Origin of the sequence: Pararhizobium mangrovi (assembly GCF_006516965.1) — a bacterium.
GTDB classification, from domain to species: domain Bacteria; phylum Pseudomonadota; class Alphaproteobacteria; order Rhizobiales; family Rhizobiaceae; genus Pararhizobium_B; species Pararhizobium_B mangrovi.
Map to the genome: position 1 here is coordinate 1 of NZ_VHLH01000033.1, position 15,830 is coordinate 15,830.

The 15,830-nt window shown below is 63.6% G+C and carries 16 protein-coding genes; 4 read left to right on the plus strand and 12 right to left on the minus strand.

The features are described from left to right. Positions 1-185: 185 nt before the first annotated feature. From FJU11_RS15380 to FJU11_RS15395, 5 genes are all read right to left on the minus strand, one after another. Positions 186-1,718 (minus strand): tripartite tricarboxylate transporter permease, encoded by a 1,533-nt coding sequence (locus FJU11_RS15380; protein WP_141167965.1) that lies wholly within the window; start codon positions 1,716-1,718, stop codon positions 186-188. A gap of 11 nt (positions 1,719-1,729) precedes the next feature. After that, complete coding sequence (locus tag FJU11_RS15385) at positions 1,730-2,161, minus strand: tripartite tricarboxylate transporter TctB family protein (RefSeq protein WP_141167966.1); 432 nt, start codon at positions 2,159-2,161, stop codon at positions 1,730-1,732. A 97-nt stretch (positions 2,162-2,258) separates the two neighbouring features. Further along, on the minus strand, positions 2,259-2,855 hold the full coding sequence (locus FJU11_RS18645) for a Bug family tripartite tricarboxylate transporter substrate binding protein (protein ID WP_235891061.1): 597 nt from the start codon (positions 2,853-2,855) through the stop codon (positions 2,259-2,261). Between the two features lie 45 nt (positions 2,856-2,900). Beyond that, positions 2,901-3,305: a hypothetical protein gene (locus FJU11_RS18650; protein ID WP_235891062.1), complete on the minus strand. Its 405-nt coding sequence runs from the start codon at positions 3,303-3,305 to the stop codon at positions 2,901-2,903. Next, positions 3,302-4,495 carry a CaiB/BaiF CoA transferase family protein gene (locus FJU11_RS15395; protein ID WP_141167967.1) on the minus strand — a complete coding sequence of 398 codons (1,194 nt, stop codon included), beginning with the start codon at positions 4,493-4,495 and terminating at the stop codon, positions 3,302-3,304. The genes FJU11_RS18650 and FJU11_RS15395 overlap by 4 nt, the downstream gene beginning before the upstream one ends. 90 nt (positions 4,496-4,585) lie before the next feature. Here FJU11_RS15395 and FJU11_RS15400 point away from each other — a divergent pair, with 90 nt between their 5' ends. The 3 genes from FJU11_RS15400 to FJU11_RS15410 all read left to right on the plus strand — a co-directional run bounded on the left by FJU11_RS15400 (position 4,586) and on the right by FJU11_RS15410 (position 7,206). After that, entirely contained in the window at positions 4,586-5,278 is a 693-nt protein-coding gene (locus tag FJU11_RS15400) for an IclR family transcriptional regulator (RefSeq protein WP_141167968.1), read from the plus strand. Between the two features lie 191 nt (positions 5,279-5,469). Continuing rightward, on the plus strand, positions 5,470-6,414 hold the full coding sequence (locus FJU11_RS15405; RefSeq protein ID WP_141167969.1) for a hydroxymethylglutaryl-CoA lyase: 945 nt from the start codon (positions 5,470-5,472) through the stop codon (positions 6,412-6,414). Positions 6,415-6,417: 3 nt separating this feature from the next. Then, positions 6,418-7,206, plus strand: a complete 789-nt coding sequence (locus FJU11_RS15410) for an enoyl-CoA hydratase/isomerase family protein (protein ID WP_141167970.1) — start codon at positions 6,418-6,420, stop codon at positions 7,204-7,206. A 463-nt stretch (positions 7,207-7,669) separates the two neighbouring features. Here FJU11_RS15410 and FJU11_RS15415 read toward each other — a convergent pair whose 3' ends face one another. The 7 genes from FJU11_RS15415 to FJU11_RS15445 form a co-directional block, all read right to left on the minus strand. After that, positions 7,670-8,665 (minus strand): zinc-dependent alcohol dehydrogenase, encoded by a 996-nt coding sequence (locus FJU11_RS15415; RefSeq protein ID WP_141167971.1) that lies wholly within the window; start codon positions 8,663-8,665, stop codon positions 7,670-7,672. 9 nt (positions 8,666-8,674) lie between these two features. After that, positions 8,675-9,439, minus strand: a complete 765-nt coding sequence (locus FJU11_RS15420; RefSeq protein WP_328591733.1) for an SDR family oxidoreductase — start codon at positions 9,437-9,439, stop codon at positions 8,675-8,677. A gap of 4 nt (positions 9,440-9,443) precedes the next feature. After that, complete coding sequence (gene hisD, locus FJU11_RS15425) at positions 9,444-10,757, minus strand: histidinol dehydrogenase (protein WP_141167972.1); 1,314 nt, start codon at positions 10,755-10,757, stop codon at positions 9,444-9,446. A 64-nt stretch (positions 10,758-10,821) separates the two neighbouring features. Then, a complete protein-coding gene (locus FJU11_RS15430) occupies positions 10,822-11,877 on the minus strand; it encodes an ABC transporter substrate-binding protein (protein WP_141167973.1) in 1,056 nt (351 codons plus the stop codon). 102 nt (positions 11,878-11,979) lie between these two features. After that, positions 11,980-12,777, minus strand: a complete 798-nt coding sequence (locus FJU11_RS15435; RefSeq protein WP_141167974.1) for an ABC transporter ATP-binding protein — start codon at positions 12,775-12,777, stop codon at positions 11,980-11,982. 12 nt (positions 12,778-12,789) lie between these two features. After that, positions 12,790-13,578, minus strand: coding sequence for an ABC transporter permease (locus FJU11_RS15440; protein ID WP_141167975.1), 789 nt, complete (start codon positions 13,576-13,578; stop codon positions 12,790-12,792). Positions 13,579-13,580: 2 nt separating this feature from the next. Continuing rightward, positions 13,581-14,357: an ABC transporter permease gene (locus FJU11_RS15445; RefSeq protein ID WP_141167976.1), complete on the minus strand. Its 777-nt coding sequence runs from the start codon at positions 14,355-14,357 to the stop codon at positions 13,581-13,583. A gap of 171 nt (positions 14,358-14,528) precedes the next feature. Between FJU11_RS15445 and FJU11_RS15450 the strand changes: the two genes are divergently transcribed. Next, positions 14,529-15,536: a LacI family DNA-binding transcriptional regulator gene (locus FJU11_RS15450; protein WP_141167977.1), complete on the plus strand. Its 1,008-nt coding sequence runs from the start codon at positions 14,529-14,531 to the stop codon at positions 15,534-15,536. Positions 15,537-15,830 lie beyond the last annotated feature (294 nt).

Genomic DNA, 15,830 nt, shown 5'->3' on the forward strand with positions numbered 1-15,830 from the left:
GGCACCGTCCCCATGGCGGGATAAACGACACCGTGCCCATCAGCCGCCTCGGTCTCGATCAGGACAACCTGTTGAGGCTCCACATCTAGGGAGTGCGGACTGATCCTCGAGATGGTTTGAAGGCTTCCGGGTCAGATGGCTCGATCAGTCTTCAAACCTTCTTCGGGGGGGGGGCGGTCGCTCCGTCAGTCCGGATCGGCGCCGTAGGTCTCTGCCGGAGGGGCTGGCTTGAAGTACCGTGCGAAGAGGATCGGCAAGATGAAGCCGGCGATCGCCAGCGTCCACAGGCCGATCGAAAGCCACGTGCCGACGAGCGTGCTCCAGTCACCGTTCGAGATCGTCATGGCGCGTCGAAGGTTGGCTTCCATCTGGTTGCCGAGCAAGACGCCCATGATGACCGGAACGAGCGGTACATCGAGCTTGCGCAAGACCCACCCAAGCAAGCCGAAGCCGACCATCACGATCATGTCGAAGGTTGAACCGGAAATCCCGTAGATGCCGACGAACGAGATCATCGCGACGGCCGGCATCAGATATTTCGTGGGCACGAGAAGCACGCGCACGAAGAGGCCGACCATCGGGATGTTGAGCGCGAGCAGCATGAAGTTGCCAATGAAGAGCGCGGCGATCAGGCCCCATACGACATCGGGGTTCGACTGGAGGAGCAATGGACTGGGCGTGATGTTCAGGGCGAGGAGCATGGCAAGGAGAACAGCCGTGGTTCCCGATCCCGGTACGCCGAGCGCGAGCATGGGAACGAGCGCCCCGCCGGCTGCGGCGTTGTTGCCGGACTCGGGTGCAACCACGCCGCGCGGGTCGCCTTTCCCGAACGTTTTGTCGGTGTCCTTGAGGCGTTTCTCGAGAGCGTAGCTCATGAACGAGCCGAGCGATGCCCCGGCTCCCGGCAGGACACCGGAGATGAAGCCGACGACTGTTCCGCGCGTCACCGTGCCGACCGACGCCTTCATCGTCGAAAGCGGCGGCGTCAGCCGGCCGATCGGCGGGCGCTTGTCGGCCGTATCGTGTTCCGTGCCGCGATTTTCCAGGAACACGAAAACTTCCGAAAGCGCGAAGAGGCCGACGATCGCGACGAGGAAGTTGATGCCGTCGTAGAGATGGACCTGGCCGAAGGAAAAGCGCGGCACGCCCGTCTGCCCATCGACGCCGATCATCGCGATGCCGAGCCCGAGGGCCGCGGCAAGCGCGGCCTTCGCCTGGTTGCGGCTGGAGATCCCGCCGAGTGTGGCGAATGCGAGCGTGAACAGCGCGAAATACTCGGCCGGGCCGAAGAGCAGTGCGACCCGCACGAGCTGCGGCGCCAGGAAGACGAGGCCCCAGGTCGCGAAGAACGAGCCGACGAAGGAGGCGTAGCCCGATAGCGCGAGCGCTTCGCCGGCGCGCCCCTGTTGGGCCATCGGGTAGCCGTCGAGCGTCGTCATCACGGCCGGTTCGTCGCCCGGTATGTTCAGAAGGATCGACGAGATGCGCCCACCATACATCGCGCCGTAATAGACGCTCGTCAGCAGGATCAGAGCGGGGGTCGCCGGCAGGCCGAGCGTGAAGGCGAGCGGGATGAGGATTGCGACGCCGTTCGACGGGCCAAGGCCCGGCAGCGCGCCGATGATGGTTCCGAGAAAGCAGCCGAGAAAAGCGAGCGCAAGGTTCTCGAACGTCAACGCGACGAGGAAGCCGTGGGAAAGCGCGGCGAGTGCGTCCATGAGGAGCCGTCCTAGAAGCCTAAAATGCCGCGGGCGAGCGACAGTCCGAGAATGAGGTGAAAGATGACGTAGATCCCGATGGAGATCGCGATACCGGCGATCACGGACGCGGGGATCGACGCGCCAAGGCGCCAGGCGAGGTAGGCCGATACGACTGCGGTGGGGATCACGAAGCCGATGCTCGGCAACATCATCGCGTAGGCGATCATTACGGCCGCCGCCATCGAGATCTCTAGGAAACGCGGAGCCGCCGGCCAGACCGGATCGCCGTCGGGCCGCAGGAGGATCACGAGGCTGGAGATGCCGAGCACCGCGCCGATGATGATCGGGAACGTCTTCGGCCCGATCGGATCGGAGACGAAACTCTCCTGGATCAGTGTCGCCTGCCAGATGTAGAAGGCGGCGAGAAGCATGCCGAGCCCACCGAAGATGCGGTCGCTCATGTTGCCCTCCATCGGGCAGGTGTTGCCGGTTCGAAGAAAGCGGAAATCCGATCGGGGCGAGTGCGGCGAAGCCTCGCCCCGATCGCGTAGGTGAGCCTTACTTGATCAGGCCGATTTCGCGCGAAAGATCCTGGATGTCGGAGATCGATCCCTTCACGAAGGATTCGAACTTCGCACCACTGAGGTCGAGCGGCGCGAGGTTGTTCTGCGCCATGATCTTCTTCCACTCGTCCGACTTGTAGACCTTGTCGATGGCCCCGACCCAGTACTCGTAGGCGGCGTCCGACATGTTGCCGGGACCGTAGAAGCCGCGCCAGTTGGCGCCCACCACATCGATGCCCTCTTCCTTCGCGGTCGGGAACTTCGACATGTCACCCTTCAGGCGCTCGGGAGCGAGCACGGCGAGCACGCGGATGTCTCCGGACTTCACGAAGCCGTTCGCCTCGGATGCATCGCCGGAGAAGGCCTGGATCTTACCGGCAAGGAGCTGGGTGATCGCTTCGCCGCCGCCTTCGAACGGCACGTACTTGATCGAACGCACGTCGGAGATGCCGTCCTTCTTCGCAAGAAGCAGGATCTTCAGGTGGTCCCAGCCGCCGACGGCCGATCCGCCGGCGAAGGCGATCGACGAGGGATCCTTCTTCACCTTGTCCATGAGTTCGCTCAGCGATTTGATCGGCGAATTCTTGGACACGGCAACGACGCCGTAATCCGCGCCGACCGACCCGATCCACCGGACCTAATCCATCGTATTGCCGGGAAAGGCATTTTCGCCAAGCCGCGTTGCTGTCGCGGAGGATGCCGCGACGATCAGGTTGTTGTCCTTGTCGCGCTTGTTCACGACCTCGGCATAGGCGACGCCGCCACTGGCGCCGGTGAGGTTCGTCACCTGCATGGTGCCTGGAATGATCTTCAGGTCCCGCAGGGTCTTGCCGACCTGGCGGCACGTGAAGTCCCAGCCGCCACCGGGAGCAGCCGGCGCGATGCATTCGGTGCTGCCGGGGTCGAATGCGTTCGCCGAGGCGAACGGCAGAGCCGCGAACACGGCGCCTGCAATCACGACCGTCCGGAATAAAGAAGAGATTGGCATGTTGATCCTCCCATTGTGAATGATGGTTCCTGGCTTGCTGCCAGACAGCGTCAAACGGCACCGCTTTCGTAAAGATGGTCGATCTCGTCCGTGCGGTATCCGAGCTCCTCGAGAATGGACGTGTTGTCCTGACCCAATGTCGGCGGCGGTGTGTTCACCGTCGGTGCCTTGCCGTCGAACTTCATTCCCGGCCCGACCACGGAAACCGGTCGGTCGACACCGGGTACGGAGGGGAACGTCTCCACCATGCCGCGCTCGCGGATCAACGGGTGATCGAGGACCTGCGGAACGGAAAGGATCGGGCCCGCCGGGACGCCAATGGCGTTCAGTTCATCGACCCATTCGGCCGCAGGGCGGGTCTTGAGCGACTTTTCGAGTTCATCCCGCAAGGCGAAGCGGTTTGCCTTGCGATGTTCGCGCGTCGCGAAGCGCTCGTCCGAGAGCAGATCCGCGCGATCGATGTGTCGCACGAGGGCGTTCCACTGCTCGTCCTTGTTCGCCGCGATGTTGATGACGCCGTCCTCGGCGGCGAACGCGCCGGAGGGTGCCGAGGTCAGGTTCTCGTTGCCGTTCGCCGTTGGAGGTACGCCGGCGATCAGCCAGTTCGAGACGGCCCAGCCCATTGTCGCGAGAACGGCTTCCAGCATCGAGACATCGATGAAGGTGCCACGTTCCTTGGCGTTCAAAGCCGATGCGATCGCAAAAGCGGCCGTCATTCCGCCGATCGTGTCGGCAATCGGATATCCGACACGAAGGGGTGCCGTCGCCTCGTCGCCGGTGATCGACATCACGCCCGACGCCCCCTGAATGATCTGATCGTAGGCCGGTCGATCGCTCCAGTCGCCATCCTGACCGAAGCCGGAAATGGCGCAGTAGATCAACCGGGGGTTCACCGTACGCAGCGTCTCGTAGCCGACGCCGAGCCGGTCCATCACGCCCGGGCGGTAGTTCTCGACGAGGACGTCCGCCGTAGCCACAAGACGGCGAAGGACTTCCTTGCCTTCCGGAGATTTCAGATTGATCGTGACCGACTTCTTTCCAGCGTTCTGAGCGAGAAAGGAAACCCCCATGTTCGCGTCGTTGAGACCAGCATCGGCACCAAGTTGGCGTGCCAGGTCGCCCCTGCCGGGTGCCTCGACCTTGATCACCTCGGCGCCCATATGGGAGAGCTGATGACAGCAGAACGGCCCCGCGAGCACGTTCGTCAGGTCGAGCACGCGGATGGACTGCAATGTTTCCGTCACGGTTATTCCTCGTTGATGTCTTGAAGGGTTAGGAGCGAAACGGTATTCGTGCAACACGAATGCAATCCGGTTCTGTCCAGTAGAACGCACATGTCATTGGATCGTGTCACGAAGGAACACCGGGTCGAGTCGGTGGAAAGGGCGCTTTCGATACTCGAAGCGTTCTCGGATCGCCGGCGGAACCTTGCGTTGAGCGAACTGGCCGACGAGACAGGGTTGTACAAGAGCACGATCCTGCGGCTGGCCTCGTCGCTTGAACGATACGGTTACCTTCGCCGCGACGACGCTTCCCGTTTTCGGTTGGGGCCAAGCCTTTGGCGGCTCGGTTCGATCTACCGACAGGATTTCGGCCTGGGCGAACACATACGGCCGGTATTGCGCCGGCTCGTGACGGCAACTGGCGAAACCGCCTCGTTCTACGTGCTCGAAATGGACGAGCGACTATGCCTCTACCGCGAAAACTCGCCGAATAGCGTTCGGCATCATCTGGAAGAAGGTTCGCGGCTCTCGTTGGATCGCGGGGCCGCCGGTCACGTGCTCCGTGCCTACGGTGCGGGCAGCGGGAACGCACAGCAGCTGCTTCGCCCCGATGGCGGATGTATCTCGGTGGGCGAGCGCAATCCGGATATCGCGGCGGTCGCCGCGCCGGTTCATGATCGTGACGGCGCGTTACATGGGGCGCTCGCCGTATCAGGCTTGCGCAGCCGGTTCGATGCAGAACGGCGTACGCACGCGCTCGAACTGGTTCTCGAAGCATGCAGGGAACTGGGCACGGTGGCGTGACCTGGCGATGGGGTTCCGATCTCCGTAGCCTACGGTTCCATCTGATCCGTAGCGTCATTCGAGCATTGAGAGCGATCACCGCTCCGGTCGGGCGGACCCACAATGTCGCGTCTGCTTGACAACCCGCATGGCGGCTACGAAATTCTGTCTAGCGAACTATGGTTCTGCCAGGCGGACCGAAGGGGTAAATAATGGACGTGACGATAAGCGAGGTTGGGCCGCGCGACGGTCTTCAAAGCATCGAGCGAACCATGTCAACGACGCTCAAGGTCGCTTGGATCAGGGCGCTCGCCGCTTCCGGTCTGCGCGAGATCGAGGTGGGGTCGTTCGTTTCACCGCGCCTCCTTCCGCAGATGGCCGATTGTGGCGACGTCGTCCGCGCCCTACACAGCGATACGGAAAATCCCCCCGCGTTCGACATTCTCGCGCTCGTTCCGAACCTGAAAGGCGCCGAGGCCGCCATCGCGGCCGGTGTGACGCGCGTGTCGGTGCCGATCTCCGCATCCGAGACGCATTCGCGCCGCAACATCAACCGGACGACCGACGAAGCGATCGCGGAATTCGCACGGATCTGCGCCCACCATCGCGAACACGGCGGCGTCTCGGAATGCACGGGCGTCGAAGCCGGTATTTCGACGGCGTTCGGCTGCACCTACGAGGGCGTGGTCGACGAGGATCGCGTGATCGACATTGCGGTGAAGCTCGCGGAAGCGGGCGCTGAAAGCGTCGGGCTCTCCGACACGACGGGCTACGCCAATCCGGCGCAGGTAAAACGCCTGTTCACGCGGCTTGATGCGGAGATCGGCGAACGGGCAGGCGGCGCTCATTTCCACAACACGCGCGGACAGGGCCTCGCGAACGTGGTGGCCGCCCTCGAGGCGGGCGTACGGACCTTCGACAGTTCGCAGGCCGGCCTTGGCGGATGCCCGTACGCACCGGGTGCCAGCGGCAACATCGTGACGGAGGATCTCGTGTTCCTGCTCGAAGCGATGGGTCTCGATACCGGCATTCGCATGGATGCACTGCTTGCCGCGCGCGACGTTCTTCGCGAGGCCCTTCCGGGCGAGCCGCTCTACGGCAACGTTCCCGATGCGGGCCTGCCGCTCGGCTTCCGCTACGCACACGAGGCCGCCTGAGCCATGACCGGAACGCTTCGCGTCGAGCGGTTCGAGGGATGGGCGCGGCTGACGCTCGATCGTCCCGCCAAGCGCAACGCGCTCGACCGGGCACTGCGTATGGCGCTTTCGAAGGAACTGGAGGCGTTGCGCGGGGAAGCGAGCGCCGTGGTGCTGGCTGCGAACGGCGACGTCTTTTGTGCAGGGCTGGACCTGAAGGAGCGCGAAGCTGACAAGGCGCAGGGCGACCGCGACAGCGCGAATGACGAATGGCGCGCTCTGGCGTTGCTGCTGCGCGAACATCCGGCGATCATCGTTACGGCCGTGACAGGCCTTGCGATCGGCGCAGGCGCGACGCTCGTCGGCGTCAGCGATCTGGCGATCGCGAGCGACGACGCAGCCTTGCGGTTGCCGGAAGCCGCGCTCGGAAGCTACGCGGCGCTTTCCGGGCCGGTGACACAACCCGAATTGTCGCGAAAGCGGGCGGCGTGGCTGCTGCTTTCGAACGAGGATGTTCCGGCAGCGGATGCCCTGGCGTGGGGCCTCGTCAACGAGGTTCGACCACGTGATACCGTCGTCGCGCGTGCGGGGGAACTCGCAACCCGGATTGCGGGCTACGATCGCGCCGTCGTCGAGGAGATCAAGCGCGCTCTCGACAGCGCGCCTTCCGCCATGCGCAATCTCACCGGTTCGCTCGATTTCGGCCAAGCGGTAAACAGGCGGATCCGTTCGCGGACGGATGCTGCCGACCGGGAACTGGCGCGCTTCGCCACCGAGGGACCGAAACGGTCGAGCACCATGGACGACGGGTAGCGTACGACCGATCGAAAGCGACGAGGCCGAATGAATGTGACGGACGATACGGCCAAATGACCGACTTCCAGCTTTACCTTGATCATAATTCCAAAAATGGAAAGGCCTTGTCACTCAGGCTGGCAACGGGCCCTTTCTTGAGCATTTTTACGATCTCGCATGTCGGGCGGAACGGTACCAGCATGCGTTCGGCTTCGACATGCCGCGCCTCGAAGCGTGATCTGCGTTCGACTGGCTCGTTGAGGAAACGTCGGAGATCATGGTCGCATGGAGCGCATACGTGAGAGAGTTCGAAGCGTTGTAAGCGCAATCGGGGCAGGCGAGCGAACGGGCGGTAACTTTGGGAGGGTGCTGCGTCAGGCAGAGGCGCACTGAACGCGATCGATGTGCAAGCCATCCGCCAGCAAATCGGTCGCCCAAGTGTCGACGACGGTCTTGTCGGTCGCAAAGACGACTCGTGACGTCAGACCTCGAGTACGATCTTGGCGGCCGCGACCGTGCCGGCGTCGATGTCGCGGAAGGCCTGTGGGCCGTCCTTCAAGCGACGGCGCTCGGTCCACGAGATCGCTCCGAAGCGGGCCGACTCCAAACTCTGGACGGTGTCAGTGAAGTCCTTGGGCGTATAGCAGTAGGCGCCCGTTAGCGTAATCTCCTGTAGCGTGATCTTTCGAATATCGAGACCGCCCGCATCGGGCAGCAGACCGATATGGACGATCACGCCGCCGGGTCTGACCATGCGGCAGGCGGCAGCACGCGTCGCCGTGGCGCCGACGGCGTCGACGACGAGGTCGACGCTGCTGTCGGACGGACCTTCGCCGGGGGATGGGTTATAGATGTCCAGCCCGCCGATCGTGCCAAGCGTCTCGCGGCGAAGCGCGTTCGTCTCGCCGACGCTGATCTCAACGGCTGAAAACAGCCGGGCGACGAGCGCGGTAGCAAGGCCGATCGCGCCGCCGCCGAGGACCGCGACGCGAGAAGCCGCAATCGGGCCATGCAGCTTCTCCGACGCGATCCTGACCGCATGCCAGGCGACCGCGATCGGTTCGGCGAGCGCCGCCTCGCTTGCCGGCAGCCGATCGGAGATCGCCACGAGATTGCGTTCGGGTACGCGCACATATTGCGCAAAGGCGCCGGGTCGCGGAGGCATCGATAGAATCTGGCGGGTCGGCGATAGATGTGTGCGGCCCTCGAGAGCGAAGGGGCACAGCGGGTCGACGACCAACGGATTGACGGTCACACGCTCGCCCGCCCTGGGACCATAGGCGATCGTGCCGGCCGCCTCGTGGCCGAGGATCAGCGGTGCCGGCCGGCGAGCGTCGAGCCCATGATAGGCATGCATATCCGATCCGCAGATGCCGACGGCTTCGACCTTGACGACCACTTCGTCGTTACTCGGTCGAGGATCGGGCTCGTCGCGCAGGACGATCTGGTTCGCTCCAGTGTAGACGAGGGCCTTCATCATCGTCTCCTATTTGGCCGTGAAACCGCCATCGACCGCGATCGTCTGGCCGGTGACGTAGGCCGATGCGTCGGAAGCGAGAAAGATCGTCGTGCCGTAAAGATCCTCCAGTTCTCCGTTGCGGCCGATCGCGGTCTGGGCTGCAAGACGGCCAGCGCGCTCGGCGTCCCCGAAAACCGGCGCAGTCAGCGGCGTCGGGAAGAAACCCGGTGCGATCGCATTGCAGGTCACGCCGTGGCGCGACCACTCCTCGGCGATCGCCCGCGTCAACTGCACGATGCCGCCCTTGGCCGCGCCGTACGGCGCGGAGTCCGGAAAGGCTCGGGTGCTTTGAAGTGATGCGATGTTGACGATGCGGCCACGCCCGCGCTCGGCCATCGCCGGTGCGAACGCCTGGGCGAGCAGAAACGGGGCGCGCAGGTGGATCGCCATGTGCAGGTCGAAGGCATCCGCGCTGACGGTGCTAAACGGCTGGCGCAGATTGATGCCCGCTGCATTGACGACGATGTCGACATGCCGCCCCGACAGGCGGTTGCCGAGATCGGCAGCGACATCCGGCGCGCTGAGATCGGTGGCGAGCGCATCGGCTTCACAGCCGCGCTCTCTCAGTGCCGCCGCGGCCGCGTTCAGTTCCGCCTCGCGTCGAGCGACGAGCACAAGCGAGGCGCCGGCGAGCGCCAGAGCTTCGGCCATGGCAAGACCGATGCCGCTGTTTCCGCCGGTGACGAGCGCCCGCCGGCCGGTCAGGTCGAAGAGAGCGGAGGCCGAGGACACGCCGTCAGTCCTCCACAGGTGCGCCAAGGTCGACGTTCGAGCCGGGCGCGTATTTCTGCATGCGCGCATCGCTGGTGCGCGCATGGCCTTCCATGCCTTCGAGGCGCGAAATGCGGGCCGAGACAGGAGCGATCGTCCTGCAGCCCTCGCGCGTCATCTTCTGCCAGGTTAAAGGCTTCAGGAATTTATGGACGGAAAGGCCGGCCGAATACCGCGCGGCGAACTTCGTCGGCAGGATATGGTTCGGCCCGGAAACCTTGTCACCGAAGGCGACGTTGGTTTCTTCTCCGAGAAACAGCGAACCGTAGTTGACGAGATTGTCGAGCCACCAGTCGAGATTTGAACAGTGCACTTCGAGATGCTCACTTGCATAGTCGTCGGAAACACGCACCAGTTCCTCGTGACTGTCGCACAGAACGATCTCGCCATAATCGTTCCATGCTGCCTCGCTGGCGCCGCGCGAGATCGGCGGCAGAGTTGCGATCAGTTCGGGTACGATCCTGGCGACGTCTTCGGCGATGCGCCGTGACGAGGTGAAGAGCCACGCCGGGCTTTCCACGCCATGCTCCATCTGGCCGACGAGGTCGGTCGCCACGATCATCGAATCGGCCGTGTCGTCGGCGATCACCGCGACCTCCGAGGGGCCGGCGAAAACGTCGATGCCGACCTTGCCGAATAGGGTGCGTTTCGCCTCCGCGACGAACTTGTTGCCGGGACCGACGATGATGTCGGCGGGCTTGCCGGTGAAGAGGCCGTAGGCCATCGCGGCGATCGCCTGGACGCCGCCGAGCGTCATGATGATGTCGGCACCGGCGACCTTCATGGCGTAGAGGACGTGGGGGTGGATGCCTTGGCCACGGAACGGCGTCGAGCAGGCGATGACAGTGCCGACGCCGGCCGCTTTGGCCGTGGCGACGGACATGTAGGCCGAGGCGATGTGCGCGTAGCGGCCCGTCGGAACGTAACAGCCTGCCGTACTGCAGGGGACGAGCTTCTGGCCGAGATGCAGGCCGGGCAGCGGCTCGCAGGAGAATTCCTGGACCGATCGCATCTGCGCCTCGGCGAACTTGCGCACGTTGCCGGCGGCAAACGCGATGTCGTCCTTGATTCCTTGAGGAATGTCGGCGGTGCGCCGCGCGATCTCGTTTTCCCCGACGACGATCTCGCCGCCCCACTTGTCCAGCTTCAGCGCGTAGTCGCGCACTGCCTTTTCACCGTCCTGCTCTATCGACGCCAGCATGTCGTCGACGACCTTGCGGGCCGTGCCGGTCTCCGTCTCCGCTGTCTTCATCGCCTTCTTGAGATAGGTCACGGTCATTGCTCAACCCTTTGAATTGTTGGATACGAGCAGGCGAGCGACCGCCTGCCCGTCTTCGCGAGCATTACTTCTTGTCGAACTCGGTAGCGAAGGAGCGCAGCTTCGGATCGGCTGCGACCATCTTCATGTATCTGTCTGTCACGTAGGACTTCGGATCGGGGTTCTCCTGAAGCGTTCCGACGCTCGCCATGAACTTTCCGATGTCGGAGAACCACCGGTCGACCTTCGACGGACCCTTCGAAGCGTCGAGCATCGCCAGCTGTTGGTCGAGGTCGAATGTCGGGCGTAGCCTGAACTCCTTGTCCATGGCTTCCGGTGTCGTCTCGAGACCGCCCTGCTTGTAGAAGGCAAGTGCCATCTTCTTGGCCTCCGCCATGTGCGATTTTGCCCACGACCAGCCGCGAAGGTAGATGGCAAGGAACTTGGCCACGTCCTCAGGATGGTTCTTCGCGTAGTCGGCGGTGACGATCAGCGCGCCCGGCACGATGGCGCCAGTATCCGCACCCGTGCATAAATATTCCGCCTTCGCACGGTTCTGCAGGGTGTAGGTATTGGGTGCCCAGACGCCCGCCACGCTGCCGTTGCCGGATGTGACGGCGGTGATGATCTGAGCCTGTCCGAGATTGACGAACTGGACGTCACTCTGCTTCAGGCCCATCTTCTCGAGGCAGTTGCGCGCCGCGTAGTCGACGGTCGAATTGGTCGTCAGCAGGATACGCTGACCTTTCAGCTTGGATGGGTCGGCCTTAAGTTCCTTGTATTCCTCCGGCGTCGCCATCAGCGCGTTGGTCTTCGATTCGTCGTTGGTGATGCCGATCGTCTCGATCTTGAAGCGGACGGCACCGAGCACGGCCGGGACCGAGCCGGTGCCGCCGACGTCCCAGGAGCCGGATGCGCCGGCCGCAATCTGCGGGGCGCCGGAGGGGAAGGTCGAGAACTTCGGTGTCAGTCCGACTTTCTTCCACCAGCCGTTCTGGGTCGCGTAGTAGAAGGGCAGGGCCCAGTAGAGCGATGGTTGATAGCTGACGCCGATGTCGTCCGCCCGAGCGGCGATCGAGGACACCGTCGTCGCCGCGAGACCGGCGGCGAATGTCACTGCCAGAAGTTTCAAGCCTTTCATCATTACCTCCCTTTGAACCGATGGTTTCCTGCCTGGCGGCGGGAAACCGCATGGGCCGGACGAGCAACTGTGGCGTCGCACCGGCGTCTCACATCGCGGTGGCTAGCCATCCACGGCGACCTTTTCCTCGCGCAACGACTTCCAGATCCGCGTGCGCAAATGGACGAATGATTCGAGGTCCATGACATCCTCGATCTTCTCGAAGCCGTCCCAGTCCTCCGAGGTGCGGACCGTCTTGACGTCGATGACCTCCTTGATCGTGCCCGGACGCCGGCTCATGATCGCGACCCTGTCCGCAAGGTAGACCGCTTCCTCGACAGCATGCGTGATGAAGAGCACCGTGCGCGGGTTGATGCGGGCGAGGCGGACGAGTTCCTCCTGCATGACGACGCGGGTCTGCGCATCGAGCGCGCCGAATGGCTCGTCCATCAGGAGCACGTCGGGGTCGAGCACGTAGGCGCGTGCGATCGCCACGCGTTGCTGCATGCCGCCCGACAGTTGATGCGGGTAGGCATCTCGGTGGCTTTCGAGCGTCATCAGCTTCAAGACGTCGTCGACAAGCTCGTTGCGCTCGTCCCTCGGAGTCCTCTTGTTGCGAAGGCCGAACTCGATGTTCTGGCGCACCGTCTTCCAGGGGAAGAGAGCGAATTGCTGGAAAACGACGGCGCGATCGGATCCCGGCGCCTTCACCACGCGGTCGTTGACGAGAACCCGGCCGCTGGAGACGCTCTCGAATCCTGCGACCATGCGCAGGCAGGTCGTCTTGCCGCAGCCGGACGGTCCGACGATGGCGACGAATTCGCGCTCACGGATATCGAGGTCGACCGCTTCGAGCGCCGCGAAACCCGAGTTCGCGCGGCCGAAGACTTTGCCGACATTATCGAAGCGAATTGCTCCCAAACTCTTCCTCCCTCAAGCGTTCAAGCCGCGGCGGCGGCGGATCGCGGCTTCTCCCCACCGCAAAATGATGTCGATCAGTAAGCCGACGATGCCAATTGCGACCATGCCCGACATCACGGTCGAGGTCGCGACGTTGGCCTGCGCCTGGACCATCATGAAGCCGACGCCCGTCGAGGCGACGATCAGCTCGGCGCCGACCAGCGACTGCCAGCCGAGGCCGGCAGCGACGCGAAGTCCCGCGACGATGGACGGCACCGACGCCGGCAACAGGATGTTCGTCATCATCCGCATATCGCTCGTTCCCAGCATCTCGGCTGCCTCGATCAGCCGGGGATCGACTTGTCTGGCGCCACGATAGGCATTGATGACGCAGGGCGGGAATGCGCCAGCGAATATGATCATGATAGGGCCGCCGATGCCGGTGCCGAACCACAGGGCGGCGAACGGTACCCAGGCGATCGGTGCGATGAAGCGCAGGCCGTCGAAGATCGGGCCGGCGATCTCGTCGACGATGCGGAACCAGCCCATCAGGAGGCCGAGGGGGATACCGATCAGAGCTGCCAGTGCGAAACCGGAGATGAAGCGGGTGAAGCTGTAGGCGATATGGGCGGGCAACGTCGCGCCTGCGAAACGATTGGTCGTCAGTGTGGCGACCCGCTCTGCGACGGTGATCGGGCTCGGTAGGAACTGGACGGGAACGAGGCCCGTCGTGGGCAGGACGAACCACACGCCGAAGAAGACGACGAGACCGGCGAAACCGTAAAGCAGGGTCGACGTCAGGTAGAGCGGGCGTTCCTCCATGCCTAGGCCCGCCCTTGGACCGACCAGGCAAGGACGCGCCTTTCGACGAGTCCGAGCACGTAGGTCGTGAACCAGCCGAGCACGCCGACCGTTAGCATTCCGACGAGGATCATGGCGGGAAATATGTCCTGCTGGGCAACGTTGAGCACGAAGCCGACGCCGACCAGTGCGCCGACCAGTTCGGCGGCGACGAGGGTCGTCCACGAGGCTTGCAGGGACAGCCGCAGGCCGGTGAAGATCATCGGCATGGCGGCCGGCACGATCACTTCCATGACGAGGCGGTGCGGCGGAGTGCCCATCATCCGGGCTGCCTCGATCATCGAGCGATCGATGTTGCGTACGCCGGCATGGGCGTTGATGACGGAAGGGACGAAGGCAGCGAACCAGATCACCATGACCTTGGCGGCGTCGCCGAGACCGAGCCAGAGGATCGCAAGCGGGATCCATGCGAGCGGCGGGATCGGCCGGATCAGCATGAAGACCGGATTGATCAGCGCCTCGGCCCGACGGTTCCAGCCCATCAACAGGCCGAGCGGGATACCCGTCGCTACGGCAACAAGAAAGCTGATGACGATCAGCCGCAGGCTGTGCAGAGCATGTGCGTGCAAGCGGCTGCCGGCAAAGCCGCGCAGTTCGATCTGCTTCAGCGCGTCCCAGAATTCGCCCGGCGTCGGGAAGCGTCCGATGGGAATGATGCCGAACCATCGGGTCAGCGCAAACCACAGAAGGACTACGCCAGCGATAGCGCCGAGCCCGACCATGGCCTTCCGGTTACGCACCTGCTTTCCTCCCGCCAACAATTCTTTTCATTATTTTCAGAAAATATTTCATAAATTTCAATGGGCGTCAATCGCCAGATATCGAAGCTTCCTTTCCGCAGCGCATCGGCCGGTTGTGTCGGGACTGGATGCTTCGTAAATAGATGAAAAATCTTTCAGCAGGATGCCTTCATGGCCCGCGCAAGCCGACCCCGATTGATCGACGTCGCCCGCGACTCACGTGTATCGCCGGCGACTGTTTCCCGTGCTTTGGCGCAGCCTGACCTCGTCAAGTCCGGAACCCGCGAACGCGTTCTGGCGAGCGCGGCGAAGCTCGGCTACGCAGCCGCGCCCTCCGCCTCGGTCCCAAGGCTGCGTGCTCCGACCTTCGGTGCCGTCGTTCCGACACTCGACAACGCGACCTTCTCGCATGCGCTCGAAGCCATGCAGGCACGGCTGGCGCGATCGGCCTGCCAGTTGCTCGTGGCGACGACAGGCTACAGTCCCGCGGCCGAAACGGAGGCAATCCGCTCGTTCCTTTCGCGTGGTGTCGACGGATTGATGCTGGTCGGCGCATCCCGATCGCCGGAGGCGATCGATTTGCTCGAGGCAGCACGAATTCCGATCGTGCTGACATGGGTCGCCGACGATCGTTTCGACGCCGTCGCGATCGACAACCAGGCAGCGGGTCGTCTCGCGGCGCGTCATCTCGCTGAACTGGGGCACGAACGCATCGGCGTCGTGACAGGCCGACTGAACGCCAACGACCGACAGCAACTGCGCATCGACGGCATCCGTGCGGAACTCGCGGATGCCGGCCTTGCCCTTCCCGACTGGCGCATCAGCCAGCAGCCTTACACGCTCGCTGGTGGAAGGGCAGGCTGTACAACCCTTCTGTCGCTTGCCTATCCGCCGACTGCCATCATCTGTGGCATCGATATCCAAGCCTTCGGTTGCATCGTCGAAGCCCACGTTCGAGGTATATCGATTCCCGGTCGGTTGTCCCTGGTCGGCATCGACGACCTGGAGATGTCGGCGCATATGTCACCCGCGCTGACGACGGTCCACGTGGCGACGACTGTCATCGGCGAGCGCACCGCCGACAAACTGGTAGCCAGGATCGAGGGCCAGTCCGTCGAACGTTGCACAGAATTGCCGATCGAACTCGTCGTACGTCAGTCTACGGGCCGACCGGCCTGATGCCCGGCAATGGTTGGTGGGAGCACCTCTCGGAAATCCTCCGAAGCCGCGCACGTAAACGGTCGATCGTCGGCTATTGAAGCTTTTCATTCTTGTTGATCCGTTCGGCCAGGATGGTGGAGAGGAATGCTAAGAACGCACTTTTCAACATGCCGAAGGGTGTCGTCGAACTGACCGACAATGGCTTCGTGCCGACCGGCGCCGAGATCGGCGCGCCGAGCCCCTGTGCGACCTAGGCTCCGGGCATGTACGCCGTCGGCGACGTTAGGCTCGGTTGTCATCCGTCACGTCTGG

Bases quoted from the DNA above. Each gene is read 5' to 3' on its own strand.
- FJU11_RS15410 (WP_141167970.1), top strand. From the start codon at position 6,418: ATGACCGGAACGCTTCGCGTCGAGCGGTTCGAGGGATGGGCGCGGCTG.
- FJU11_RS15415 (WP_141167971.1), bottom strand. From the start codon at position 8,665: ATGAAGGCCCTCGTCTACACTGGAGCGAACCAGATCGTCCTGCGCGAC.
- hisD (WP_141167972.1), bottom strand. From the start codon at position 10,757: ATGACCGTGACCTATCTCAAGAAGGCGATGAAGACAGCGGAGACGGAG.
- FJU11_RS15450 (WP_141167977.1), top strand. From the start codon at position 14,529: ATGGCCCGCGCAAGCCGACCCCGATTGATCGACGTCGCCCGCGACTCA.
- FJU11_RS15380 (WP_141167965.1), bottom strand. From the start codon at position 1,718: ATGGACGCACTCGCCGCGCTTTCCCACGGCTTCCTCGTCGCGTTGACG.
- FJU11_RS15405 (WP_141167969.1), top strand. From the start codon at position 5,470: ATGGACGTGACGATAAGCGAGGTTGGGCCGCGCGACGGTCTTCAAAGC.
- FJU11_RS15430 (WP_141167973.1), bottom strand. From the start codon at position 11,877: ATGAAAGGCTTGAAACTTCTGGCAGTGACATTCGCCGCCGGTCTCGCG.
- FJU11_RS15440 (WP_141167975.1), bottom strand. From the start codon at position 13,578: ATGGAGGAACGCCCGCTCTACCTGACGTCGACCCTGCTTTACGGTTTC.
- FJU11_RS15400 (WP_141167968.1), top strand. From the start codon at position 4,586: ATGTCATTGGATCGTGTCACGAAGGAACACCGGGTCGAGTCGGTGGAA.
- FJU11_RS15385 (WP_141167966.1), bottom strand. From the start codon at position 2,161: ATGAGCGACCGCATCTTCGGTGGGCTCGGCATGCTTCTCGCCGCCTTC.